The following is a 24572-nucleotide window of genomic DNA, read 5'->3' as shown; positions in this document are numbered from 1 at the left end:
AAAAAAAGGATCGTTTTTTCTCGTCACAAAGGTAACTCATCATTTTGAAATACCAATCATTTCTTCTAATTTTTTTTCTTTTCCTATCTTCTTTCTTATCAACAGAATAGCAAAGCGAGTACGAAATTACAACTTTTTGTCATCAAATCAAAATTCCTCGAAAACAGTGACGAGAAAAAACGATCGTTTTAGCTAGTCATTAACATTTGGAAGCCTGCCGAGAGTAGGCTGTGAGCGAGTTTTTATAACACTATTATTAATATTAAATTTTAAATTATGAACAAAAAGTTTTCTACGTTAGTGGCTGTCCTTCTGGCAGCCGGTGCTTGGACGACGCTGGATGCGAAGGTGGTAGTGACACCTACACCTGTTGCAAACAGTGCTTATGCTATTGGTTCGAGTCTGAATGAAAAAAGTGCTCAAACATTGGGGCTTAGCACATTCTATGATGCTGAGGATGCTGTGAATGAAGTTTCCGTTGTGGCTGGTGAAGGTGGACTGAACTTTGGAAGTGTTTCCAGTGATGCAAAGTGGCAGTTTATTGGTACTATTAGCTCATCAGCAGTGCTGCAAGTGACAATAAAAGGTACTCCTTATTATCTTTGTTATGATGGAAGTGTATTTTCGTTGAGTACAAGTGAGGACGATTCTAATGTTCTGCATGTTAAGGATGCAGCTGCGGGAATTACTATTGTTGGTGGAAAATATAATAATAAATTTTTGTCTGTAACCTCTTCTGGGTTGTCTGTTGTTGATGGGACTCCTGCTTTGGCTGTTACAGCTACCGGAGGTGCAGCTGCATTAGGATCACTTTCCGCGTCAACTCTTTATGTTTTTTCTTCAGCAGCGAACTTAGCAGATGGGGGTACTTACTACCTAAAAGGTGCATTTAGCGCAGCAGTTCCTGCTTACTATGACTTGCTAAAAACAGGTGCCGCTGAAATAACTGATGCTTCAAAGGATATCTGGACTGTTGTGGCAGGTTCAGACGAAGGCCAGTTTAAGCTGAAGACAGTAGTTGAAGGTGTTGATTATTTTATTGTTGCTGACGGGACAAATCCTCTTGTTGCTTCAAATGTAGCTGCAGTTGCAGCTACTGAATTCGAGTTGGTAAAAGGTGAATTGGTAGCTGTTGAAGGTGGAAAGGAATTAGCTTGGTCTGAAGGTGTAAGCATGGCAGAAGCTACTCCTACTAATTATGACAATGCTATCCAATTCGGTAAATATGAACAAGATGTAGAAGTATCTGTTCCTGGTTACGAAGACTTGACACAAGATGAAAATGGAGCTATTATTGTAAAACCCAATGCAGACATAGACGCTCCTCTTTATGTGGCTGTAGGTGAAACTTACTTGTCTGTAGATGCTGACGGTAATGTAGTTGAAAGCGAAACTCCTTCATTAGGTCTGGGCTCTGCTTGGGGTGTTGAAAATGGTGTGTTCTATTCAATTGCAGCAAAGAAGGCTGATCCGAAGAATACGAAGATTTATTTGGTGGCAAAACCAAAGGTTGGATATAGTCTTTCAACTACTTATGCCTTAGGAGAGAAGACTGTAAATCCTGTAGCAACAGCTGATGTTACAGCCACTGTTAACACAACTGTTCCTGTTACTGATTTGGTAGATAATATTAGTATCCTTAGCCAGTCTGTAGCACGCGTTAGCTCAATAGATAAAGATGAATATGTTTTTGTTGCTTTGAATACTGACGGAACTGCTGGTAGTGTTACTGTTTTATCAAAAACTGGTGCCTCTGCAGCGTTAGTTAGTATTGAGGAAGCCCAACTTGATGATTATCTGTGGAAAGTAACAGAAACAAAGAACAAGCTCGGTAAGTATTACTATACATTCGAAAATAAAGCAACCAAGGCTTTGTGGTCTGTCGATGGTAATAATACAGAATTCTACGCTACAGGTCAATATGCCAATAAAGTAGACCTTTATTTAAGCAATAATGGTAAAACGATTGGTGCAGGCTTCGCTGCTGCAGAACCTGCTGTTGCTATTTCTCTTTATTCTTCTCCGCTGATCGGCAGAACGAACACTTATCTGAAAGACCTTAAGGGTGATGGTTTCAATATGACTATCAAGATGAGTAAAGATAGCAAAGCTGAAGTAGAGTATATGGATGCATTTGCCGGTAAGTTGGTTCCGCAGGGTTCTAAAGATGCTAAGCAATTCCAGATCAAGTCAGGTGATAAATTCCTGGTATTGAATACTACTAAGTTGACTAATATCACAGGTGTAAATGGTGCATTCGAATTGGTTGACGCAGTAGATGCAAAAGATCATTTGTCTTACTTCCAGGTAAATTACCTGTATGGTGGCAAAGATGCTGATAGAGTAGCCGAACTTCTTGTTGCTAAAGCTGCCGACATGGTTAATGCAACTAAAGCATTCATCGTAGCAACTCCTGATGCAAACTATCTGACAACAAAGAAAACTCTTACAGAACAAGAAACTCTTCCGTACATCACTTTGGGCGAAGACAACATCTATTCTGTTAAGAACCTGTTAGGTAAATTCTGGAATATCTCTTATGCAGAAACAAAAGAAGCTGCTAAAGAGCAAAGCGAAGAATACAAACTGAATGGTGTATTGGTTCCGACTAATGAATATGCACAGAGTGAAGCAGCTAAAGATGTAGCTGATTATGTGGATGCCGGTACAGTATTGCTGTCTTCTCCGGAAACTCAGTGGGCTGTAGTTGAAGCGGATCTGGCAACTAATAAGTTTACATTGCAGAACCGTGAAACAGGTGTAACTGTAAAAGATATTGTTCTGCGTGCAACTGATACTAAGGACGTATATTCTGTAACAAATGTTGCTACTGGTGCTGCAATCGAGGGCGACTTAATCAAAGTTACTGCTGTAGCTGAAGTTAAAAAGTTCGACGGTTATAAGAGAGCAGAAGTAAATACATTGAGAAATCAGGTATTTAATATTGGTCAGTTCCATAACGCAACAGGTAATGTGGATGCTTACTGGGCAGAAAATCACCAGACGAATGGTACTCACCAGTTAGGTATTGTAACAGAAGGTGCTGTAGATTGGAGATTGTCTCTGGATACAAAATCTGACGCGAAGAAAAAGACAGAAGTAGATACAGTATATGTAATTACCAAGATGGCTACATTGAAAGATGGTAAGATCCTGACTGGTGATGCTGAAGGTGTAAAAGCAGATACTTTGGCTATCCTTCCGTACTTGTTCCAGAATAAGTCTAATCTTGAATATGTTAAGTTCAAAGCTGAAGGCTTTAACTACTATGTTTGCGACGAAACTCCGGACGTAAAAGATAATGGAACACGTTTCGCATTGAAGGTGAAACCGAACGGTTACAATATCGTTGTATTACCTGAAGCTGGTGGTGTGAAGACATCTGTAGGTACTGATAAAGTCTTTGCAGGTAATAGCGTACAATGGGGTGCTTTGAGCAACATGAACACATATGCAAAAGATGATAACTCTATCATGGTTGTTGAAGAAGTAGACAAACCTGAATACCGCAAGGTTGTTAAAGAATGGGGCGACATCGTTAAGATCTTCCGTCAGGAATATCCTACAGAAGCATTGTTCGAAAAACGTGATGCTAAGTCAGTTGTAGAGAAAGATACATTGAGCTTCCTGAATGTAAACAATAGCGTAAGCGGTGCAAACCCTGCATTGTTTATCGATACAGCTTATGTAAATCGTGTGGATGCAGACGGTATCGCAAATACTTGCTACCAGTATCTGTTGGGTGTAAATGTTGATAAGGATGATACTTATTACTGTCCTTACAACCCAGAACACAACTCACAGGAATGGAGAGACGAACATAATAATGGTAAACCTTGTGCTGATGCAATGGAACACAAAGCTGTAAAAGGCCGCTTCCTGATCAACCTGATCGACACTGCAAATGTATATGGTGCAACTCACCTGCATAACAACCCGTATGTAAACGGTGTTGAAGCCGGCGAAAAACTGGCTAAGCTGTCATTCGTAGAAGGTATTCATGCTAATGATACATTGTATATCACTCGTAAGGGTGGCGAAGTTGTTAAGTTGGCTATGGATTCTCCGGAATTCAATGTGGCTAAGTTTGCCTTCCGTTATGTGAATAATGCTGATGGTTCATTCAAGATCCAGACTCGTTACAAAAACTACAATCCTGCTGCAACTCAGAAACAGATTGAAGATGCTGCAACAAACGATGGTTATTTGAAATGGATCAATGGTACAGTAGTTGTAACAGAAAAGTTCATTAACGGTGAAACTTTCAACATGGAAGAAAACTACGATGGTCAGGCAGTCGCTAACGAAGATGTTACAGTTTCTTCTATCAGCGTAATTGCTAAAGAAGGTGCAGTAACTATCAACGGTGCAGCTGGTAAGAAAGTCGTTATCACTAACGTTCTTGGTCAGACAATCGCCAGCACAGTTCTTTCTTCTGACAATGCTACAATCGCTGCTCCTGCAGGTATCGTAGTAGTAGCCGTAGAAGGTGAAGCTGCTGTAAAAGCAATCGTAAAATAATAGAAACTATTTATAATCAATAAATTTAAATTTGACTGCGCGGTTGTTTTCTCTATGCAATTTTAATCAACCAATTACCCCGTGAGGGCGAACAAGCGGTCGTATTAATACTAAAGTAATGAAATAAAGTTCTTCTGTTCAACCTCTGTGAAGAGCAAAAACAGACAAAAACAAAGCCGCGGTAGAGCAATCTACCGCGGCTTTCGTTTGTAGAACACTATTACTTTGGTTTTACAAATCCTACCGGATTGCGTGGTTTATCTGATAACTTTCTTTGAACCTGTAATTCTGCTAGTGTTTTATTGATCAGATCCAGTTGTATCCGGGTATCTTCATTGATATCATTGTAATCGGTGAAAACCTCTTCGACGTATTCTTTCAATTCCTTCAATTCATGTTGAAATACTGTTATTTTATCAACTGGAGGAACTAACTTTTGACGAATTGCAACGAATGCACGCATAATACTTATATTAACCTGTATAGCTATATCTGAATTTAGTATACCAGAGAGCATTGCCAATCCCTGTTCAGTAAAGGCATACGGCGGTTTGCGGGTTCCTCCCCATCTTGATGTTCCATTTTGGAATATCAAGTTTAATTCATCGAACTCCTCTTTTGTTAGTTGAAACATAAAATCTGTAGGGAAACGTTTGATATTTCTTTGTACAGCTTTGTTAAGATTGCTTGTCGTTACCTGATATAATTCAGCTAGGTCTTTATCAACCATAACGTTTTGACCTCTTATTTCGTAGATCTTACTTTGAATCATTTGTATTTCATTCATAGTCGGTTTGTTTAAAGATAATTATTAATATTAGTACTAATTGCAAATGTAATGATTTAAACGAAATTATCCCGATTATCAGAAAAACTTTTTATAAACAAAACATGAGCCTTCCCATAACACTTGATGTCGCAATTTGCGACATCAACATTTTCATACAAATGTAATACCTGTTTCATGTGGTTGAAATACCAGTGTAGTTACTTTGCATCAGGAAATTAATTCAATAAGCGTAATGAAAAAGACAATTGTTTTGGCTGCTATGGCCGCCTGTTTATTTACAACAAATGTATTTGCACAGAAGATTAAGGGGAGTGATACTTGCCTGCCGGTCACACAGACGGAAGCTGAAAACTTTATGAATAAGAATAAAGGTACTAAAGTAACTGTAACAGGTGGTGGTTCCGGTGTCGGCATTTCCGCCCTGATGGAAGGAACGACCGATATCGCCATGTCTTCCCGTAAGATGAAATTCGACGAGAAAGTCCGCCTGCAGGAAGCTAAGAAGAATACAAAAGAGGTTGTGATCGCCTACGATGCCCTGGCAATCGTAGTACACCCCTCTAATAAAGTAACGAACCTGACCCGCGAACAGTTGGAAGGTATCTTCACCGGAAAGATCAAGAACTGGAAAGAAGTAGGCGGAGCCGACCTGAAGATCGTTGCCTATTCACGCGAAACCTCTTCCGGTACGTACGAATTCTTTAAGGAAAGCGTACTGAAAAATAAGAACTACATGAACGGCATCCTGAGTATGCCTGCCACCGGAGCCATTATCCAGTCGGTAAGCCAGACAAAAGGAGCTATCGGTTACGTGGGTCTGGCCTATGTAAATAAGGATGTAAAACCGATCCATGTCTCTTACGATGCAGGCAAGAGCTTCGTCGAACCCTCTTTTGCCAACGCAAAGAATAAGACCTATCCGATCGTCCGCCCATTGTTCTATTATTATGAAGTGAAGAACGAAGGCCCTGTAAAGCCGTTTATCGATTATGTCTTGTCGGCAGAAGGACAGGAAACAGTAAAGAAGGTGGGATATATCCCGGTTAAATAGTTAGAATCAAGTAGTAAAAACGCAGACAGTGTTTGATGCATTGTCTGCATTTCTTTATTGGTAGGTATAGTGATAATTCATAATTTGCCAGTGTCAGATAACTTTAGTCCGGCGGCTTTTAACAGATTCTCAATCTCTGCCGGGGAAATAGTATCGCGATCAGCTTTATCGTAAATATATAAAAGGTTGATTTCTGCATTATCTTCATCTAAAGTGATAAGAACAGTAATTACACGAGCTCCGTGACTCTTTCCACGTCCTTTACTACCAATAGCCATACGTACTTTATGAACACCGTTTCCCAAGTCAACTCCTGCATTAGGATTACTCAGCAGTTCCTGTTCCAGCAAACACAGGTCGGATTTCAACGAATGATACTTTTTATTCAACCGTTTTACTTCTCTGGCAAACGGTTGGTTAAATATTATATCATAATTCATTGATCAACTCTCTTAAAGTTCTGCCTTTGGTTCCAGTACGGCGGCGTTCGGCTACTTCGTTCAAACCTTCAGCAATACCGGCAAGAATTTCCTCTTTGCTTATCGTATCTTCTTCCGATATCACGTTGGTTGTACCCTCTTTACCACTATATAAATGTTTCAGATAATCCTGAAGCTTTTCCAGTATATCCCGACTATCTATATTGAGCACCTGTCGAGCTAGTTCGGCTTTGCGTGCTTCAAGTTCTATTGCTGTCATAATTAACTCCTTTCTTTTAGAGGTTTATCTCTTTATGCAAAGATACGATTAAACCTGGAAAAGAGTGTAAATCTGTGGCTCCTTTAATACTAGAATTATAAATACTGCACAAAAGTACTATACCTGTGCAATAATATTGGTTCTTTTTGCACATCATTTGGTTTATTGTGCTACCTTTGCCGCGTATTTAATAACAATATTTTTCATGAAGACATTAACAATCGGAGATTTGAAACCTCGCTTCCCTATTATCCAAGGCGGGATGGGCGTAGGCATTTCTCTATCCGGCTTAGCCTCAGCCGTAGCAAATGAAGGTGGGATCGGCGTTATCTCCGCAGCCGGTCTCGGACTCTTATATAAAAAACTATCACCTAATTACACGGAAGCAGGCAATTTAGGCCTCGCCGAAGAGATCCGCAAAGCCCGTGAAAAGGCAAAAGGTATCATCGGTGTGAACGTTATGGTGGCACTTTCCGATTTCGCAGAACTGGTGAAGACAAGTATCGCCGAAAAGGTGGATATCATCTTCAGTGGTGCAGGCCTGCCGCTCGACTTACCTTCTTTCCTGAAGAAAGACAGTGTAACGAAGCTGGTGCCTATCGTATCGAGTGCACGTGCCGTACGTATCATCTGTGAGAAATGGAAGAACAACTACGACTATCTTCCCGATGCCGTTGTACTGGAAGGCCCGAAAGCCGGAGGTCACCTCGGTTATAAGGAAAACCAGTTGGAGGACGAACATTTCTCACTGGAAGAGTTACTGCCGCAGGTAGTACACGAAGTTTCCCTGTTTGAGGAGAAATACAACAAGAGAATCCCGGTAATTGCGGCAGGAGGCATTTATACGGGTGAAGATATCAAACGCATGATGGATCTTGGAGCATCGGGCGTTCAATTAGGAACCCGTTTCGTCACTACCACCGAGTGTGATGCTTCCGAGGCTTTCAAGGAAAGCTATATCAAAGCGGAAGAGAAAGACATTGAGATCATCAAGAGCCCGGTCGGAATGCCCGGACGTGCGATCCACTGTAATTTTCTCGAAAAGGTAAAGGCCGGCATCAAACAGCCGAAGGCTTGCCCGTTCAACTGCATCAAGACGTGTGATATCTCGAAAAGTCCTTATTGTATCGTGACGGCGTTGTATAATGCGTTCAAAGGAAACTTTGAAAACGGATATGCCTTTGCCGGAAGCAATGCCTGGAAGACCAGCCGCATCATGTCGGTGAGGGAGACGATCAACGAGTTGATCAACGAATGGAAATCGAAAGAATGATTTTTCTACTTATATGAATACAAAAAGCCCCGGTAAGCATCCTGCCTATCGGGGCTTTCTTTATCTGGTGGCCTGTCCCCGTTATTGACGCGGGGAGGGAGGTCTTATTGTTCTTTCAGCCAGTTGCTCAATTCTTCTCCGTTCTGTGCAGCAGCTTTTACGCCTGCGCTGGCAGCCTTACCGAAATAGTCGAGCGCTTTCTGGTACTCTTTATTTCTGGCATAAGCCACACCGAGGTTATTCCAGGCTTCCGGCGTATTGATCTTCTGTAGGCGGGCGATACCGGCATCGGTAGCTCCGCGTTCAATTTCGAGGGCGGCAGTGTTCTGCTGTGCCACCGGGTCGGTCGGGTAGAGGCGTACGGCGATGTCGAATACTTCCTTGAATTCAGGGCTGTCTTTCGGATAGGTGTTGGCTACCACGAACATCTCGTTCAGGCTCAGGTACTGCGGTTTCGTCTTGATCACCTGTTTGGCTTCGTTCACGTCGAACGGACGGGCGATGTAAGCCAGCGTATAGTCGATACGGCGCAGGGCAGGATAATAATCATCCAGTAACATACGGTAAGTCTTGCCGCCATTCAGCGCTTTCAGCTGTGCTTTACGTTTATTGATATCGGATACTTCCAATACTTTCAGGATCTCATCGCGGTTGGACAGGTTGGATACCTTGACGGCGTTGCGCAGGCCGATCCAGTCTTCACCTTCCCAGTTCACCTTCATCAGGGAAGCCGGCATGTCTTCCTTATCCTTCATATAAGCGGCGAATGCTTTGGCACGGCTTTCCGACAGTTTCATATTATAATCGTAGCCACCTTCCGGTGAAGCATATCCGGTGATATTGAATTCCGTAAACTTCAGGTTCTTGTCGTTGCGTACTTCGCTAACGATCTTGCTCACCTCTTTCAGCTCGGCAGCATTGTTCTTGAAGTCGTGCAGCAGGACAGACTTGCCCACTTCGAAGTTCAGGTAAGCCGAATGGGTTTCGCTGCGCTGTTTAACCGGTTCTGCCGGAGGAGTGACATAGCTCAACTCGTAAGTCGGTGCAACCACCGGCGGCAGGATACGTGATGACAACGGAGTGATATTGCTTGCCACGTCGCACGAAGCGCATCCGGTCGTATTGGCCTGCATCACCAGTGAGGCGTTGCGCATCCAGCTTTCGTACGGAACGGTCAGCGTCATAGGGATAGACTCCGCCTGGTTCTTTTTATGGCGGAAGATCACGGTCGGTGTTTGTTCAAACGGTTCTGCCCCGAAGCCCATCTCGCGGTCGAGTGCTTTCATACGTTTCTTTCCGGTGATCACGAACGGGTCGAACTTCACCGTGTGCGCTTTGTCGGCCGACTGAAGTACCGGCGTGATGATGACCATGTTCTGTGATTTCAGCTGCATGTTGTTGAGGTTGGCGGTAGTCGACAGGCTTACCTGGCTACCCTCTTTCTTTACCTGCAGGTCGCTGTATGCTATGCCGTCGGGACTAACAGTCTGTGCCTGCATGCTCCCATAGGCGGAGCATAATAAAACGGTTGCTATATAGAATAACTTCTTCATTTTGTTTACTTGTTTTTAGTGGATGAAATAGATGAAGGAAAGGGACGCTTTAGTCACTCCCCAGTAATTGTGGTTGCCGCTGCGCAGTTTAGGCATATCTTTGCCTTTGGCATATTCGTCGTAATGCATGCGGGCATAACCTGCACCGATCTCGGCTTCGATTCCCCAGCGTTTAGATAATATCCATTGATGGCCGATACTGACGCCCCCGCCATACAAATAACCGTCGTAACGATGGTTTTCCAGTTTCTTGAACATATCGAACGGCAGCTTGAAGCCTGCCACGTCGTATTGGCCGCCCAGTGCGTGAACGCCGATAAATGTCCCGTTGAACTTCTCGCAAGTCCAGAAACGTACGCCTGCATGTGCCAGCCAGTGTTTCGCCTGCTTGTCGTTGCTAAACTCAAAAGGATTGTAACCCGCTGAAAGATCCATTGTGACTTTCTTCCCCAGCCCCACTTCCAGACCTAGGTTGGGAGTGGCGGTGGCATCATAGATGATATTATTCTTTAGTGCTACATGTTGTGCACTTGCATAAAGGGAGAATAATAACGTTGCCCCTATTAAAAAGAATTTCTTCATGTGATATTCATTATTAGTGATACTCTTTGTTCTTAACAGGAAGGTTTCGGATATTGTTTGCCCCGTTTTGAAAAAAAGGTGAAATGTTAGGGTTAATTATTAAGAAAGAAACAGGTTTTGGGATTTGTTATGTTAATCGGGGAAAAAGAGGGGACAAGAGGACTTAAAATAACTTAGTTCGTAGAGAACTATGTTAGTAATGCTGGCAAAGATAGTAATAATCAGTAAATATGGTATCAACATAGGGTAATTATCAAGACTTAACCGTCAGATATCTGTTTGTTTCGTCTTTTTCTCTGTAGGAAAAGGTACTCTGAGGGTATCAAGAAGAAAATAAATGTTCTTCTTAAACTCTAGCATATCAGTCTTTCTATACTGCCTTCAATAATAGTGATGCGTGTTTGGCTATGAAAATCAATACAATAACCACAGTTCTCTACGAACTCAATTAATCTGATAAAGCTTATGGCATCAAATGAACCCAAAAAGCGTAGCATCGTCGCCAATCTTGTGGCTAACATGCTGACAGAGCGTGAAGATGACTTCACTGCCAACGTTACTTACGTGGCAAACCGCTCGATCGAAGACCTTTGTAATATTGCCGCCAACGGTAAAAGTAAGTTCTCTGCTTCCGAATTACTGGCCGCCCACAACGATCTGAAGGCGACTGCAAAGGATGAATTGTACTCCGGTTCTACCGTAGAATTTGGACTTGTTCACAACTCCCTTGGAATAGACGGTTCCTTCATCGGGCCGAAAGCCAAATTCGATCCGGCAAAGAACAGTGTAACCCTTCGCAGCATGCCTATTATTGATGTGAAGAAGGATTTGAAAGAGGTTGGTGTGATTATAGGTGAAGTGGTGGAAGGACTTCCTACCCTTAGAAAAGTAACCGATGTATTCACCGGTGAAGTAAATGGAAAGATCACTCCGGGAAATACCCTCAATGCGGAAGGTAAACGGATAAAAATCGTAGGGACGGAAGGTAATACAGTTGGGCTTTTCTTTATCAAGTCGGATGATGATGCAGAAACAGCTGTTCCGATGACTGTCGTTTCGCGTAACGATCCTTCTTTCCTCTCTTTCATAATCCCGGCTCTGGCTGACGGAAAATATTATCTTGAAATAGCGACCCAATATGGTGGCAACCGTACAGTCTTGCTAAAGGACGTACGCCGTAACCGTTTCCCTTATGTGCTGACGGTAGGTAATGGTGAGGATGACCGCCCCGTAATAGAATAAACTTTTTTGCGCAGGCATTGCGCATTACCGTGCGCGATGTGTGAGCAAGGGAATGCGCGGCCGATGCGCAAGCTCGTGCGCAATGCCTGCGCACGAATTGATTTGATACATACAAAATAAAAACAATATGAATACAAAAATTACTTTGGTTACAAGCAGGTTGTTATATATGCTTGTTTTCTTAATTATTTCGCACGTAGCGAAAGCACAGGCTGACGTATGGGATGGGCTAACCGCTACTGAACCTGCCGGATGGACAGCCGGGGATGCAGCCGTCAATATCAGTTCGGCCGCCGAGCTGGCCTGGGTAGCCCAAATGGTAAACGAAGACCGGCAAACAGGAAATACGGCCAGTGATAAAATGTTTATCAGTTGCACGTTGACACTTACAACCGATATCGATCTGGCAGGACATGAATGGACACCGATAGGGATAGGGCTTAGTAATACTGACCTATATTCTATAAAGAAAAACTGTTTTCGCGGTACCTTCGATGGACAAAACCATACTATATCCAATTTGAAAATAAGGGGTACACATACTTTTGCCGGTTTGTTTGGTATAATAGGGGATGCAAGCTTTCCTACTCCCGGTAATGGTGGCCTTGTCAAAAATCTACATATAGAGAATGCCGATATAGAGTTAACGACCCCTACTGGAACCGGGTATTCTTATGTCGGAGCTTTAGCCGGATTGAAGGGCGGTGATGTTATGGATGGATGTAGTGCCACCGGGAAAATTGTAACAGGAGAGAAAGTTTATGCCGGAGGATTGGTCGGGATGAATTATGGAGGGTATGGTACATGCAGCATTATTACAAACTGCTATGCTTCTGTAGATGTGACAGCAGGGAGTGGAGTTGTTGATACTTATACTTATAAAAGTTATATTGGTGGCTTTGTCGGACAAAACGGAACGACATCCGGAGGGCATCCGATCATTTATAATTGCTATTCAACCGGAAATGTAAAAGGAGGAGATTATGCATATATCGGCGGTTTTGTCGGACAGAGCGTTTTTAGTTCCAATGACTATGAAGCCAACGATGTACATTCATGTTATTCGTTGGGAACTGTGGAAGGAGGTTCTACTGATACCAAAGTAGGCGGATTTGCAGGAAATGCCGGTACACGATCCACATTACTGAATTGTTATTGGAATCAGGATGCCTATGCAAAAGGCACCGGAAATGATGCCGAAAGAACTACTGAAAACTTGCTGCCTGTTCCTGCTGATGTCAGTAAAAACAATTTCCTGGTTCAAAGGATGAATCAGGGTGCCTATAATTATAGTACAACTAAAGGGACGACGCAAACGTTATTGTTGAAAAAATATGCCTGGGAATTGTTTCCCGGCAGCGAGCACCCTACACTGACGCAAACAGAGCTTACCGCTGCAATTGATTTAATCGGCACTACAAATGCTGATCCTTACGAGATTGCCAGCCCGGCCGCTTTGAAAACATTTGCCAACGTGGTAAATGCCGGAAACGATTTCGATGGCAAATTTGTCAAACTAACTGCCGATGTTGACCTCGATAGTGAGGAATGGACACCGATAGGAAATAGCGACTCAAATCCTTTCAAAGGAACATTCGACGGGAATGGATATCAGGTTCAAAACCTGTATATCAATAAAATATCCGGAGAAAGTATAACTTCCGGTCTATTTGGTTGGCTGAATAGTGGAACTATCCAAAATCTGGGAGTTGTGATTTCAGAAAAGGGGGTAACCATGAAAGTAACCAATAGTGGTGTCGGGGATAGCCAACTTGGAGGAATTGTCGGCCTGGGTCAAAAGGCTACTCTAAAAAATTGCTACGTTACAGGAGGTGCTATTTCGGGCAATGCTATTGGTTCTGCTTCCTATCTTGGTGGCGTGGTAGGATCTTGGAAAACAGAGTCTTGGTTTACAGCAACTATCAGCAATTGTTATTCGACTGTAGATATATACAACGGGGAAGAAACAAAAGGACTTCATTCCGTTTCAGGTGGAATAGTTGGGTATATGGATAATTATGATGGGAATGCTGGCATAGCTAATTGCTTTTCATCCGGGATAATCAGTGCTAAAGATCCTTCCGACACAGGAGGTGCCGGAGGTATTCTCGGATATGCAGTTCGATATGGAAGCAATAGTATGTCTATAAAAAATAGCCTTGCATTAAACTACAAACTGATTACAAAAGATGGAGATGTGGCTTGTTTTGTTGGCAGGATATTAGGTGAAAGTCCTGACAATGGCGCTGTTTCTTTTAATTTCCAAGACAATCATGCTTATGATAATATCGTTTGGGACGACCTGACAAATAGTACATCTAATCCAATCACCGGATCTAATGCTGCAGATAAGAATGGTGCAGGCTGGGATTGGAGGAACAATGACCCGATACCTGCCAGTATACTGGATAATACCAGTAACTGGGAAACCGGAGTATTACCCGTAATGCCCAAGCTGAAAACAACTACCGGCGTCTTGATGGCTGACCAACCGGATGTCTCAATTCCCTATCCGTTGGAATTTGCAGCAACAACACATGGCGCTGTACGTGCAAAGTATTATAAAACGTATGCGGGAGCAGGTACACAGGTTGAACTTGTCATAACTCCGGATCAGAATTCTTTACTGGGAAGTCTGACTTATCAGCCGGAAGGAGAAAATGCAGTTGCTATAACAGAGAATGCCGGACATTATTACTTTACCATGCCAGGTAAAAAAACGACGATTGCAGCCGTGTTTAATGTTAAGTCGGACATAACAATAGCAAGCGTTACAAATGGTGCTATCAGCATAGAGGGGAATAAAACGGAAGCTTTGGACGGTGATAAAATCACCTTTACTGCTACCCCGGCAAACGGTTATAAACTTAGCGGATTACCAACTGTTACAAAAGCCGGAGGTGGAAATGTAACTGTCAATAGTGAAGGCAATAATAAGTATTCATTTGACATGCCGGATGATGCTGTTACGATTGCTGCGACATTTAGCAAAGATAATCCTGATCCTCAACCGCCGGTGACTCCTGATCCTGAACCAACAGTCTATTATACGGTTGCACTTCCGTCAGTGGAAGGTGCAACCACCGATCCGGTTGCCGGAGAATACGAGGTAGAAGCATGGGGTAGTTTCCGTTTTTATCTCACCTTGGATAAAGGATATGATCAATCCGAACCTATTATCACGACCGATCGGGGCGAAGCCATCACCCCGCGTAGCAGCGACGGTGCTTACATCGTGAAGTATGTGCGTCAACCGGTTGAGATAAGGATCGACGGTGTCGTGAAGAACCCTGATCCGGTAGCCAACGAGACGATTGCTGCCGACGGTATAGGAGTTCGCACGGCTGATGGTTGCCTGTATATCAGTGTCACTACCGAAGTGCGGGCAGCGGTTTATAACTTTAACGGCAGGTTGCTGAAGCAAGCGCGTATCCTTCCGGGGGAAACCCGCTGGCAGTTCCCTTCCGGTGCCTATATTGTGGAAGTGGACGGTAAACGCTATAAAGTGATGTTATAGTGGCGGACAGATAAGAAAAGGGGATCATTGCTGAATGATCCCCTTTTTTGTATGGTATGAATGATTGTTTATGCCTTGTTGATATCGCTAAGTTCCACCAGCTTATTGACAATCGCATACACCGTGAGGGCGCTGGCACTATGTACCTGTAGCTTGCGGGCGATGTTCCTTCTGTGCGTAATGACGGTATGGGTAGAGAGGAACAGGCGGTCGGCTATCTCGCGGTTCGTCATGCCTTTTACTACGCATACGACGATCTCTTTTTCGCGCGAACTCAGGGTTTGTTGTTCGTCGCCGTCGGCTTCTTCTTCCGATTTGGCATGCAGACGTTCGAGTTTGAGACCTATCTCGTCGACACTGTCGAGGATATTGATCTGGTCGTCGTAATAATGGAGCAGGGAGTGGTCGATCGGCGAATAGACCAGAGCCAGGCATTTCATATTCGGGCAACCTGTCATTTCTTTCAGGTGGGGAATAGTGAAATATCCTGGAATGGATGGATTGATGAGGAGGATATCCGGCATGTGTGTCCGGAGATCCTCGGTAAGCGTTTCGATAGTCGCTATTTCAGAAAACTGGATGCGCAGGCCGCCGGGCAGGCGCTTCAGTATGGCTTCCAATCCGTTGCGGACGATGGCGGAAGGTTCAGCAATAACGATTTTCAGTGTGGTGCTCATAAGGCATCAATTAATTGTTTTTTCTAAAGCTAAAATAGCGGGCATGAAAAGGTAATCTTCCACATGGTTGTGTGATGCCAGATCCTGCTCGGTGGCAAAGATGTCGAACAGCACGCTGTTCAGCAGGTTACTTCCGGGACCCGGGTAATATTTGATCAGGATATTCTTCAGTTCCACGATCTTCATTTCTATCTGGTCGTGACGCTTGCGGAAGATCGAGATATTATATTTCGGGTCTTTCTTCCCGGCCAGCAATCCGCGGACGTAAGGGAAGACCACTTTTTCTTCGTATGACATATGCTTGTTCACCTCTTCGGCATATTCGTCGAAAAAGTTCTGGATCACGAAGGCTACATCTTTCGGGCATTCTGCGATCGCTTCCACCAGTTTCCTGCGCAGATGCGGCAGGCGGAAGTTGAGGAAGTAATCGTGTGCATTATGCAGGTAGGTGATCAGCGCGTCGATAGACAGGCATTTGTTGACATCGGTGACAGGGGCGGAAATATCTTCCGTCAGGAAGTTGACCACTGTCAGGAAGGTACAGGCATCTACACCGTTCTGGCGGCATACCTCTCCGATATTCTTTTCTCCGAATCCCAAGGCGATTCCAAAACGACTCATCACAAGAACCATCGGGTAGTTCTCGCATATCAAATCGCTCATCTTGTCGGTTTCCCGGTATTTCCCGTTTTTATACATAAGTTTTACTATTCCTTTCTAAATTGTTTTGGTGTTATTGAATGTTCAAAGGTAGTTCTTTTTAAGCGAACAATTTCGAGCGTTATTATTCTTTCACGTTTGTTGAGGACGTTTGCTTTTCATAAGGAACCGTTGGCTCGTTCAGATATTGCGAATCCTGATTACGTAAAGTATAAGCCAGACGCGCTGGATTACGGCGGTTGTCCCATAAAACGAGAACGGTTATCAGGTCATCGCTGTAATGGTAGTATATGGAATATTTAGGAATGACAAGTGCATGACGAATATGTGGATATTCTGTCGGATAACCAATCGTAGGTTGTGTGGCAACCAGTTTCAACGTCTCATTAATTTCTTTTCTTAGAAATTTACTGTACCGTGAGTTTCCGTTACGCTTTTTGTAGAAATCGAAAATCTCATTTGCTTCGGCTAATGGATTTTCTGTCCATTTTATTTGTCGTCCTTTAGCCATTCATCAAAGAGTTTATCTACTTCTTCTTCCGTATAAGTCTGTCCGTTCTTCATCTGTTCGAGGGCTGCATCTATTCTTCCTTTTAATTCTGGGGAGAAGTGAAGGACGCCGTCTTCTATATAGGGACGTTCTGTATCAGCTTCGACACTATCCTGTTTGTTGAGGATTTCTTCGATCTTATCCAGGATATCTTCGTCATAGGTGTTTTCCAGACGATCTATCAGTTTCTGTTTGCGTTGTAAGAATGTCATATCGCTCTTGTTTTAAAGGTTCTGCCACAAATATAGTAATAATAAATGATTACAGCGACGGATATTCCGGTTCATCGACGGCAACTACAGCGATACATTCGATTTCGACCAGCCAACCCGGGCGGCATACCGGAGCACGGACGATCAGGTAAGGGATGTCAGGATGGTTAGCCTTCATATATTGTTCGACGCGGGTAAAATCGGCGGTATCACGTATGTAGACGATTGCTTGCATAATATCGTTTAAGTCGGCTCCGGCTTCATTCAGCAATGCGGTGATGTTTTCGATCATGCGCTCGGACTGTTTGATCACATTTCCCGGATGGACGATCTCACCGTATCGGTCGATACTGGCGGTACCGGAAACGAATACGTGGCGACGGTCGCCGTAAGTGATGGCTACGCCTCTTTCAAAAGTCACTCCGTACTCGTATGTCCGGCTCAAATGATCGGGAGCGTATAGATATTGGATCTGTTCCTGTCCGATCCCGGATACGGCATACGTATCCATTGTGACGAAAACGTTGGTGTCCTGATATCTGCCTTCTATCGCGGTACTGGCAATGAAGTGCGTGTTTTCCGTGAGGTTCTGTGTTGCAAATACTTCCTTGCGGGCTTTAACCACTCCCGGATAGTTGACGTCTACATTCTGTACGAATATCCAGGTACGGATACAGTTTGCGGCCAGCGTGCACTTGGCATCGGTCAGTTGCATGATGTAATCGCGGAAGATAAGCCGTGTCTGATATTCGGAATTGGCAGCACGGTTGCAAAGGTTGGCACCAAAAAGCTGGCGGTAATTTCCGTGACGGGCTTCAAACAGATTGCTCGGAAGCACTTGTGTCTGTACGCCTGTCTGGAGCCATGCCCAGAGTGCTATTTTAGTTCCGTTCATTGGAGCCTGTTGTACGATGGATAGGGCACAATAAGGATTTGAACGTTCCTCTTCCATTAGCAGAGCTGTTTGGTTGGTCACGTCACTCAGGAAGTAACGGCGGAATACGGCGGTCGGATTTCCGGGAAGTTCTCCCACACACTGGTTGTAAGCCTTTAGCAAGTCCTGCAACTGGGTTGTATAGTCATCCAGACAATCCGTTTGTTCGAAAATGATATGATATTCGGTGATCCCTTTTTTAGTTTCAAAGGAAGTGATCTGTACTCTTGTCTTGTTGTATTGTCTTGTTATTAGATCCATGGTAGCCTGATATATTTTTTGTTTCCCAAAGATACAGTATATCAGATTGAAGCCAAATTTTGTTATGTGAAAAGAAAACAAAAGCTGTGAGAAAATAATATTTGTCAGGCTTTCTTTATATCATTTAATTCAACCAGTTTATTTACAATTGCATACACAGTCAGACCGCTGGCACTGTGAACCTGTAGTTTCCGGGCGATATTCCGGCGGTGAGTGATTACGGTATGAGTGGAAAGATATAGCCGGTCGGCTATCTCCCGGTTTGTCATTCCCTTAACCACACAGACAACGATCTCCTTTTCGCGTGAGCTTAATGTTTGTTGTTCTTCCTCTTCTTCCGGTTCGGGGGACGCTTCTTCAGCATTCAGCCGTTCCAGCTTATGTTTCAGTTCGTCGGGACTATCATAAATATTGAGCAGATCATCGTAAAAGCGAAGCATGCTATGATCGGCAACCATGCAGGCAATGGCCAGGCATTTCATATCGGGACAGCCGCATTCTTCTTTCAGATGCTGTATCCCAAAATATCCGGGAAGTGAAGGGTTAATGATCAGTACTTCCGGCCGGTGCATGCGAAGGCTATCCACCAGATGCTCTGCTGTGGAGATTTCTGTTAACTGGATGTGTAATCCGGGCAACCGTTTCAGGATGGTGATCAATCCGCAACGGATAATGGCAGAAGGTTCTGCAATAGCTATTTTGATGTTAGTGCTCATAAAACAGCAGTCATTTTATTGTTTTTTCAATTGCTAGTACGGCGGGAACGAAGAGGTAATCTTCTACCCGGTTATGAGAAGCCAGATCTTGTTCGGTGGCAAAGATATCGAACAGGACACTGTTCAGCAGGTAATTGTCGGGGCCGGGATAGTATTTGAGCAGGATGTTTTTGAGCTCAACGATCTTCATCTCTATCTGGTCGTGTCGTTTGCGGAAGATGCTGATATTGTATTTGGGATCTTTCACCCCTTCCAGCAGGTTGCGCACATAGGGGAAGACGATCTTTTCTTCATACGACATATGTTTATGGACTTCGTAGACATAGTCGTCGAAGAATTTGGTGATAGCGAAAGCAATATCCCCCGGGCAACCGGTGATCGCTTCCGTCAGTTTCCGGCGGATATGCGGCAACCGGAAGTTCAGGAAATAATCGTGTGCATTATGCAGATAGGTGATCAGTGATCCGAGGGAAAGGCATTTGTTGATCTCGTTGATCGTAGTCGAATTCTCTTCCGAAAGAAAATTGACAACGGTGAGGAATGTACAGCAATCCACTCCGTTCTGCCGGCATACATCCCCGATGTTTTTCTCCCCGAATCCCAGGTCGATACCGAAGCGACTCATTACGAGAACCATTGGATAGTTCTCGCAGATCAAGTCACTCATTTTATCTGTCTCTTTGTATTTTCCTTGTTTATACATAGTTGTTGTATTTATGGTGTTTCATTTATAAACAGGGGTATTGCGGAAGGTCTGCCGGAATAATGGCAATACATTCCGTTTCAATCAACCATCCCGGACGGCATACCGGCGCCAGTACAATCAGGTGTGGCAGGTGCGGATAATTCTTACGGATATAGCGGTCTACTTCCACATAATCGGCCGGGTCACGGAGATAGACGATTGCCTGCATGATATCATCGATGGAGGCTCCGCCTTCCTGCAGCAATGCTCTGATATTTTCCATCATCCGTTCGGTCTGCTTCAGAATATCTCCGGGATGAACGATCTCTCCCCGGTTGTCGATACTGGCGGTACCGGAAAGGAATATGTGTTTACGGTCGCCGTAAGAAACAGCTGTTCCCCGTTCGAACGTAACCCCGTACTCATATGTAGGGTTCAGGTGAGTAGGGGCGTAGAGGAACCGGATTTGTTCCGGTTGCAGGCCGTCGACGGTATAGGCATCCATTTGTACCAAAACGTTCGGGTCGGCATGACGGCCCTCTATCCCGGTACTGGATATATAATGTGTTTTCTCCGTCAGGTTCTGAGTGATGAACACTTCTTTACGGGCTTTTACAACACCGGCGTAATTTACATCTACATTCTGCACGAAGAACCAGGTACGGATACAATCGGCAGCCAGCGTACAATGTTGTTCGGTGAGCTGCATTACGTAGTCGTTGAGCAACAGGCGGGTCTGATATTCGGAAGTGGCAGCCTTGTTGTGTGCTCCTCCGTTCCATAAATGACGGTAACCGTTGTGTGCTGCTTCGAACATCCCTGACTTATAGGTTTCTGTCGTCATGTCGGTTTGTAACCAGACCCACAAGGCGATCTTGGTTCCGTTCATCGGAGCCTGTTGTACCACTGACAGTGCGCAATAAGGATTTTCACATTCCCGTTCGATCAGCGACTCGGCCTGATTGGCTGCATCACTCAGAAAATAACGGCGGAAAACGGCTACGGCATTCTTTAAATCTTGTTTAGTCAGTGTCTCGTAGGCAGCCTGCAACCTGTCCAATTGTTCGCAGAAAGGAAGCGAAGGGCTTGCAACGGAAAACATAATATGATATTCCGTCACCCCTCCTTTCCCTTCAAAAGAACTGATTTGAGCGTGTATGGAGTTTTGTTCGTATGTTTTAGTGAGAATCATTCTTTGGCTCCTCCTTCGATCCAACTTTGTAATAGAGTTATTTTTTCGGGCATGACTGACAATATATCACTGTGATCGTGTCTTGTCGTATTTGACAAAAGGATATCCAGGATAAAACTGTCATTCGTGTTACCCGGATTTACCAGCATTTTCCCTTCCGGTGATAAATCGGCTTTCACATTAACAAGAGCCTCATAGCTTTTCCCTTCCGTCAGGTATAATCCTCCGGCAGCAGAAGTACTGGTCCCATGACAGGCGATGCAATGAGAATCGAATACCGTTTTTTGAATACTGTTGAACATGCCGGCATTGATTGTTCCTGCATTTAAAAAGACAGTGTCATCCTGTGCGGTGAAGTCTGCTTTGTAGAAGGTGGCAATGCGCTTTCTCAATCGGTTGATGACGCATACTTCGACTTGGCTGACTTCTGTCGAGATTCCTGACAAGATGACATCGACCGTTTCTCCGTCTTTTTCAGGGGCTGGTATCCCTTTGGAAATGGTGGCATAGTCAGTATTGTCAAATCCGGCAATAACAACGCTGTAACCTTCCGGCCAGTCGTTGATACCGCAGATGTTGGTCGTTATTCTCAGAACACTTCCTTCGGTGGTGGTAATATTATTATTTGTATATATTTTACCGTCGTCACAGGCGATCAGCCCGAGTGCTGACAGTAATAGTATTGAAAGAATTTCTTTTTTCATATTCTTCTCGTTAGAATGTATATTGAAGCAGGACTGTGCCGGAATGCATGGCAAGCCCGAGGTCGTCGTTATCGCGGTCGAGTTGCGTATCATGACCGGTACGTCCGGTAAACTGGTACATGGCCTGTAGTTTCAGGTTACAACCTTTGAAGAAATAGTTGATACCTACTGCCGGCATGTTGAGAAATCCGTTCGTGTCGAGTCCGTTGCGGTTCATGAAATCATAACGGGCAGTAGCCTGTAGGCGGTTAGTAACGAAATATCCCCCCTGTACATATCCTCCCAGATAGTTGTAACTTTCGTCAATTTTCTGACGCTTAGTGAATCCTACATTCATATAGTAAATTTCTGCTCCGAGGTACAGGCGTTTTTTCAGCATGGCGAATTCCGCCCCGGCACGATAATCGTTTGTACTTTCATTTTCACTTTCCACATTAAGAGATGTGGAAAGACCGAATAACATTTTGTCTTCGTTCAGAAGGTTGGGATTACCCTGTGTGGCAGGCATTACCCCTTTAGGCATATAGGTTACGCGTCCGGCATAAAGCAAGGAAGGAATATGCCAGTCGTCACTAAATGTTTTGGATGCCACATTAACGGAACTTCCCGTGCCATTGAATATTCCGACTTCATATCCGAATTTTTCTTTTACCACACCGTGAATTTCAACACCGAGGTCAAAGCCTGTTCCGATGTTTGGGGTTACAGCGTTGAGCGAATGAGGTAAAATAACTGGTGCTGTAAGTGATATAGGCATTACCGGCATCAATGTTTCTCCCAATGTAGTCAGGTAAGCATGGGTAAACGGTGTTTTAAATTTACCGACGCGTACGGCGAACTGCCGTTTCAACTGTACGTCGAACCAGGCTTGCTGAAGAAGTGCACCACCTGATGCAGCCGCATTGATGGAAAGGTTGAATGTTATCATATTGAAGGCTTTTCCGGTAAATCCCAGAATAGCATAAGGAATAGAAAATCCTGAATTGGCAATGTTGTCCTGATTGTAGGCGGGGTCCAGTCCTTCATCGTCGTAGTAATTGAGATTGGCTGCTGTCTGCACCAATAAATAAGGTTTGAATATGAAATCACCTTTTTTTGTTCCTATCGTGAATCCTTCTTTTCCCGCTAAGGATACGATACCATTTTCCATATCGTTTTCGTGTTGTGCGATGGCTGCAACAGGCAGGAGTAACAATAGTGTGATAACTGCTATTATTTGTTTCATAATTATATTATAACAAGTGTGTTAAAGTGAATTTAAGAATGTAATCAGAGCATCGCGATCCTCTTTGCTCATTTTCTTGAATAAATTTTTGGATGCTTCTCCTTCGCCCCCGTGCCACATGATGGCTTCTACCAAATTGCGGGCACGTCCGTCATGAAGGAAATAAGTATGTCCGTTGACTTTCTCCTGAAGTCCGATACCCCACAGCGGGGTAGTACGCCATTCGTTTCCGCGGGCCAGACCACTGACGTAGTTGTCGTTCAGGCCGACTCCCATGATTTCCGATCCCATGTCATGCAACAGGTAATCGGAGTAGGGATGGATAGTCTGACTACCTAACCAAGGAACTTGGGTATTATTCAACAATACCGACCCACGTGATTTTGTGTGTAAAGTTGTGACATGGCATAAGTGACATTTGGCCTGATAGAACATCTCTTCCCCGCGTATTACCTGCGGGTCGTTTACATTCCGTCGGGCCGGAACCCCAAGACTTTGCATGTAGAAATCGACATCTTCCATATCTATTGTTGAAATATCCAGTTGATCGTAAGAAAGTCCCATCATACTGCCTTGATTCACCTGTATCTGGCCTTCACAAATTTCTTCCGGATAGCGGCTGTTAGTGACACCCATATCACTGGAGAAACCCAACTCGACTGTCAGATCTGCATGTTGAGCTTTGTTTCCTGACAGCCCCAGACTCATGACTCCCCGTTCAGAGATGTAGTTGCAACGTCCGCTGATACCATATTCCGGGTAGTTGCTTTTAGCGGCCAATGCTTCGATTTCTTTAGGATCGAGTGCCATCATTTGTCCCATTCCGACATGGCGTAAAGGGATACGAACTGTACAGAATAAATCTTTAGGAGCAATACTGTCGGCATACCATTCGGTAATGGAGTAGTCCGGTTTACATAATTCATAAGTCTCCCCATCCGGGAAGGAGAATGTCTCATGAGTATATTTTACTGAAAGTTTTCCTTCCGGTTTGACTCCGTAAATAGCCTGGTCGTGAAGCACCCGGCCGTAATCCCTGAAGAAGGCTCCGTTTCTGCGGCTGATATAAACCAGCATGGAAGAGAAGCCATAATTACCAGAACCGCCTTCGCTCCAAAGAGTCGGACGGGTACGACCTGCATTGCGGTGGCAACTGCCGCAGGAGTAACCGGCATAAACTGGCCCTAATCCTCCTCCTTGACCATTAGAACTAGTACGCACGTCATCATATAATTTGTCTCCCCGGTAAAAGCGTATCAGGTTATTTCCCGTAACCCAATCGGCATTAGAGTCGTACGCTTTCGATGAATTCACGAAGATGGTGGAAGTGCCGGCGGAGAGTGCATATCCGTTAGCTATTTCAACATCGTCTATATCAAATCCGTCTTCACACGCGCTTGCAATGAGCAATAAAGTAAAAGATAAAAACAGATTGTAATATTGTTTCATTTTTATGTCTTGTTGTTGTTTAGGTATACGAACAAACAAGTCAAGAGGGTAGGTTTGACATCCTGCCTCTTGACTATAT

At 44.1% G+C, this 24572-nt stretch carries 21 protein-coding genes; 5 read left to right on the top strand and 16 right to left on the bottom strand.

Translation table 11 applies throughout. From position 1 onward, the window contains the following. Positions 1–276: 276 nt before the first annotated feature. Positions 277–4521 (top strand): DUF6383 domain-containing protein, encoded by a 4245-nt coding sequence (locus HMPREF1536_RS27590; protein ID WP_028727737.1) that lies wholly within the window; start codon positions 277–279, stop codon positions 4519–4521. Between the two features lie 220 nt (positions 4522–4741). Here HMPREF1536_RS27590 and HMPREF1536_RS05865 read toward each other — a convergent pair whose 3' ends face one another. After that, complete coding sequence (locus HMPREF1536_RS05865) at positions 4742–5308, bottom strand: ORF6N domain-containing protein (protein WP_028727738.1); 567 nt, start codon at positions 5306–5308, stop codon at positions 4742–4744. A 235-nt stretch (positions 5309–5543) separates the two neighbouring features. On the opposite strand from HMPREF1536_RS05865, the gene HMPREF1536_RS05860 reads away from it, so the two are divergent. Beyond that, positions 5544–6362, top strand: coding sequence for a phosphate ABC transporter substrate-binding protein (locus HMPREF1536_RS05860; protein WP_028727739.1), 819 nt, complete (start codon positions 5544–5546; stop codon positions 6360–6362). A 77-nt stretch (positions 6363–6439) separates the two neighbouring features. On the opposite strand, the gene HMPREF1536_RS05855 is transcribed toward HMPREF1536_RS05860, so the two are convergent. Next, a complete protein-coding gene (locus tag HMPREF1536_RS05855) occupies positions 6440–6802 on the bottom strand; it encodes a type II toxin-antitoxin system RelE/ParE family toxin (RefSeq protein ID WP_028727740.1) in 363 nt (120 codons plus the stop codon). Then, positions 6792–7061, bottom strand: coding sequence for a hypothetical protein (locus HMPREF1536_RS05850; RefSeq protein ID WP_028727741.1), 270 nt, complete (start codon positions 7059–7061; stop codon positions 6792–6794). Before HMPREF1536_RS05850 ends, HMPREF1536_RS05855 begins: the two co-directional genes overlap by 11 nt. A gap of 205 nt (positions 7062–7266) precedes the next feature. Between HMPREF1536_RS05850 and HMPREF1536_RS05845 the strand changes: the two genes are divergently transcribed. Then, complete coding sequence (locus HMPREF1536_RS05845) at positions 7267–8334, top strand: NAD(P)H-dependent flavin oxidoreductase (RefSeq protein WP_028727742.1); 1068 nt, start codon at positions 7267–7269, stop codon at positions 8332–8334. Between the two features lie 104 nt (positions 8335–8438). Here HMPREF1536_RS05845 and HMPREF1536_RS05840 read toward each other — a convergent pair whose 3' ends face one another. Continuing rightward, positions 8439–9887, bottom strand: a complete 1449-nt coding sequence (locus HMPREF1536_RS05840; protein WP_028727743.1) for a DUF3868 domain-containing protein — start codon at positions 9885–9887, stop codon at positions 8439–8441. A 15-nt stretch (positions 9888–9902) separates the two neighbouring features. Further along, complete coding sequence (locus HMPREF1536_RS05835) at positions 9903–10469, bottom strand: DUF3575 domain-containing protein (protein WP_028727744.1); 567 nt, start codon at positions 10467–10469, stop codon at positions 9903–9905. A 465-nt stretch (positions 10470–10934) separates the two neighbouring features. Between HMPREF1536_RS05835 and HMPREF1536_RS05830 the strand changes: the two genes are divergently transcribed. After that, positions 10935–11711, top strand: coding sequence for a DUF4469 domain-containing protein (locus HMPREF1536_RS05830; protein WP_028727745.1), 777 nt, complete (start codon positions 10935–10937; stop codon positions 11709–11711). A 127-nt stretch (positions 11712–11838) separates the two neighbouring features. Next, on the top strand, positions 11839–15228 hold the full coding sequence (locus HMPREF1536_RS05825) for a GLUG motif-containing protein (RefSeq protein ID WP_028727746.1): 3390 nt from the start codon (positions 11839–11841) through the stop codon (positions 15226–15228). A gap of 68 nt (positions 15229–15296) precedes the next feature. On the opposite strand, the gene HMPREF1536_RS05820 is transcribed toward HMPREF1536_RS05825, so the two are convergent. The 11 genes from HMPREF1536_RS05820 to HMPREF1536_RS05770 all read right to left on the bottom strand — a co-directional run bounded on the left by HMPREF1536_RS05820 (position 15297) and on the right by HMPREF1536_RS05770 (position 24493). Then, complete coding sequence (locus HMPREF1536_RS05820; protein WP_028727747.1) at positions 15297–15905, bottom strand: response regulator transcription factor; 609 nt, start codon at positions 15903–15905, stop codon at positions 15297–15299. Between the two features lie 6 nt (positions 15906–15911). Continuing rightward, on the bottom strand, positions 15912–16604 hold the full coding sequence (locus HMPREF1536_RS05815) for a hemerythrin domain-containing protein (RefSeq protein WP_028727748.1): 693 nt from the start codon (positions 16602–16604) through the stop codon (positions 15912–15914). Between the two features lie 85 nt (positions 16605–16689). Next, positions 16690–17076, bottom strand: a complete 387-nt coding sequence (locus HMPREF1536_RS05810; RefSeq protein ID WP_028727749.1) for a type II toxin-antitoxin system RelE/ParE family toxin — start codon at positions 17074–17076, stop codon at positions 16690–16692. Further along, entirely contained in the window at positions 17055–17327 is a 273-nt protein-coding gene (locus HMPREF1536_RS05805; RefSeq protein ID WP_028727750.1) for a hypothetical protein, read from the bottom strand. The genes HMPREF1536_RS05810 and HMPREF1536_RS05805 overlap by 22 nt, the downstream gene beginning before the upstream one ends. Before the next feature lie 49 nt (positions 17328–17376). After that, on the bottom strand, positions 17377–18522 hold the full coding sequence (locus tag HMPREF1536_RS05800; protein ID WP_028727751.1) for a Rid family hydrolase: 1146 nt from the start codon (positions 18520–18522) through the stop codon (positions 17377–17379). A 104-nt stretch (positions 18523–18626) separates the two neighbouring features. Then, positions 18627–19238, bottom strand: a complete 612-nt coding sequence (locus HMPREF1536_RS05795; RefSeq protein WP_028727752.1) for a response regulator transcription factor — start codon at positions 19236–19238, stop codon at positions 18627–18629. Positions 19239–19248: 10 nt separating this feature from the next. Next, the gene (locus tag HMPREF1536_RS05790) at positions 19249–19941 is read right to left on the bottom strand and encodes a hemerythrin domain-containing protein (RefSeq protein ID WP_028727753.1); all 693 of its coding nucleotides are present in this window, start codon (positions 19939–19941) and stop codon (positions 19249–19251) included. 25 nt (positions 19942–19966) lie between these two features. Beyond that, entirely contained in the window at positions 19967–21115 is a 1149-nt protein-coding gene (locus HMPREF1536_RS05785) for a Rid family hydrolase (RefSeq protein ID WP_028727754.1), read from the bottom strand. Next, positions 21112–21819 (bottom strand): hypothetical protein, encoded by a 708-nt coding sequence (locus HMPREF1536_RS05780; RefSeq protein ID WP_028727755.1) that lies wholly within the window; start codon positions 21817–21819, stop codon positions 21112–21114. The genes HMPREF1536_RS05785 and HMPREF1536_RS05780 overlap by 4 nt, the downstream gene beginning before the upstream one ends. 10 nt (positions 21820–21829) lie before the next feature. After that, positions 21830–23044, bottom strand: a complete 1215-nt coding sequence (locus HMPREF1536_RS05775; RefSeq protein WP_028727756.1) for a porin — start codon at positions 23042–23044, stop codon at positions 21830–21832. Between the two features lie 21 nt (positions 23045–23065). Beyond that, positions 23066–24493: a di-heme oxidoredictase family protein gene (locus HMPREF1536_RS05770; protein WP_028727757.1), complete on the bottom strand. Its 1428-nt coding sequence runs from the start codon at positions 24491–24493 to the stop codon at positions 23066–23068. Positions 24494–24572 lie beyond the last annotated feature (79 nt).

The organism is Parabacteroides gordonii MS-1 = DSM 23371 (assembly GCF_000969825.1).
Classification (GTDB): domain Bacteria; phylum Bacteroidota; class Bacteroidia; order Bacteroidales; family Tannerellaceae; genus Parabacteroides; species Parabacteroides gordonii.
Note: the sequence above shows the minus strand (reverse complement) of the source record. Positions and strands in the feature narration are given on the sequence as shown.

Excerpts from the sequence above, each read along its gene's own strand:
- HMPREF1536_RS27590 (WP_028727737.1), top strand. The coding sequence starts at position 277 with ATGAACAAAAAGTTTTCTACGTTAGTGGCTGTCCTTCTGGCAGCCGGT.
- HMPREF1536_RS05865 (WP_028727738.1), bottom strand. The coding sequence starts at position 5,308 with ATGAATGAAATACAAATGATTCAAAGTAAGATCTACGAAATAAGAGGT.
- HMPREF1536_RS05860 (WP_028727739.1), top strand. The coding sequence starts at position 5,544 with ATGAAAAAGACAATTGTTTTGGCTGCTATGGCCGCCTGTTTATTTACA.
- HMPREF1536_RS05855 (WP_028727740.1), bottom strand. The coding sequence starts at position 6,802 with ATGAATTATGATATAATATTTAACCAACCGTTTGCCAGAGAAGTAAAA.
- HMPREF1536_RS05850 (WP_028727741.1), bottom strand. The coding sequence starts at position 7,061 with ATGACAGCAATAGAACTTGAAGCACGCAAAGCCGAACTAGCTCGACAG.
- HMPREF1536_RS05845 (WP_028727742.1), top strand. The coding sequence starts at position 7,267 with ATGAAGACATTAACAATCGGAGATTTGAAACCTCGCTTCCCTATTATC.
- HMPREF1536_RS05840 (WP_028727743.1), bottom strand. The coding sequence starts at position 9,887 with ATGAAGAAGTTATTCTATATAGCAACCGTTTTATTATGCTCCGCCTAT.
- HMPREF1536_RS05835 (WP_028727744.1), bottom strand. The coding sequence starts at position 10,469 with ATGAAGAAATTCTTTTTAATAGGGGCAACGTTATTATTCTCCCTTTAT.
- HMPREF1536_RS05830 (WP_028727745.1), top strand. The coding sequence starts at position 10,935 with ATGGCATCAAATGAACCCAAAAAGCGTAGCATCGTCGCCAATCTTGTG.
- HMPREF1536_RS05825 (WP_028727746.1), top strand. The coding sequence starts at position 11,839 with ATGAATACAAAAATTACTTTGGTTACAAGCAGGTTGTTATATATGCTT.
- HMPREF1536_RS05820 (WP_028727747.1), bottom strand. The coding sequence starts at position 15,905 with ATGAGCACCACACTGAAAATCGTTATTGCTGAACCTTCCGCCATCGTC.
- HMPREF1536_RS05815 (WP_028727748.1), bottom strand. The coding sequence starts at position 16,604 with ATGTATAAAAACGGGAAATACCGGGAAACCGACAAGATGAGCGATTTG.
- HMPREF1536_RS05810 (WP_028727749.1), bottom strand. The coding sequence starts at position 17,076 with ATGGCTAAAGGACGACAAATAAAATGGACAGAAAATCCATTAGCCGAA.
- HMPREF1536_RS05805 (WP_028727750.1), bottom strand. The coding sequence starts at position 17,327 with ATGACATTCTTACAACGCAAACAGAAACTGATAGATCGTCTGGAAAAC.
- HMPREF1536_RS05800 (WP_028727751.1), bottom strand. The coding sequence starts at position 18,522 with ATGGATCTAATAACAAGACAATACAACAAGACAAGAGTACAGATCACT.
- HMPREF1536_RS05795 (WP_028727752.1), bottom strand. The coding sequence starts at position 19,238 with ATGAGCACTAACATCAAAATAGCTATTGCAGAACCTTCTGCCATTATC.
- HMPREF1536_RS05790 (WP_028727753.1), bottom strand. The coding sequence starts at position 19,941 with ATGTATAAACAAGGAAAATACAAAGAGACAGATAAAATGAGTGACTTG.
- HMPREF1536_RS05785 (WP_028727754.1), bottom strand. The coding sequence starts at position 21,115 with ATGATTCTCACTAAAACATACGAACAAAACTCCATACACGCTCAAATC.
- HMPREF1536_RS05780 (WP_028727755.1), bottom strand. The coding sequence starts at position 21,819 with ATGAAAAAAGAAATTCTTTCAATACTATTACTGTCAGCACTCGGGCTG.
- HMPREF1536_RS05775 (WP_028727756.1), bottom strand. The coding sequence starts at position 23,044 with ATGAAACAAATAATAGCAGTTATCACACTATTGTTACTCCTGCCTGTT.
- HMPREF1536_RS05770 (WP_028727757.1), bottom strand. The coding sequence starts at position 24,493 with ATGAAACAATATTACAATCTGTTTTTATCTTTTACTTTATTGCTCATT.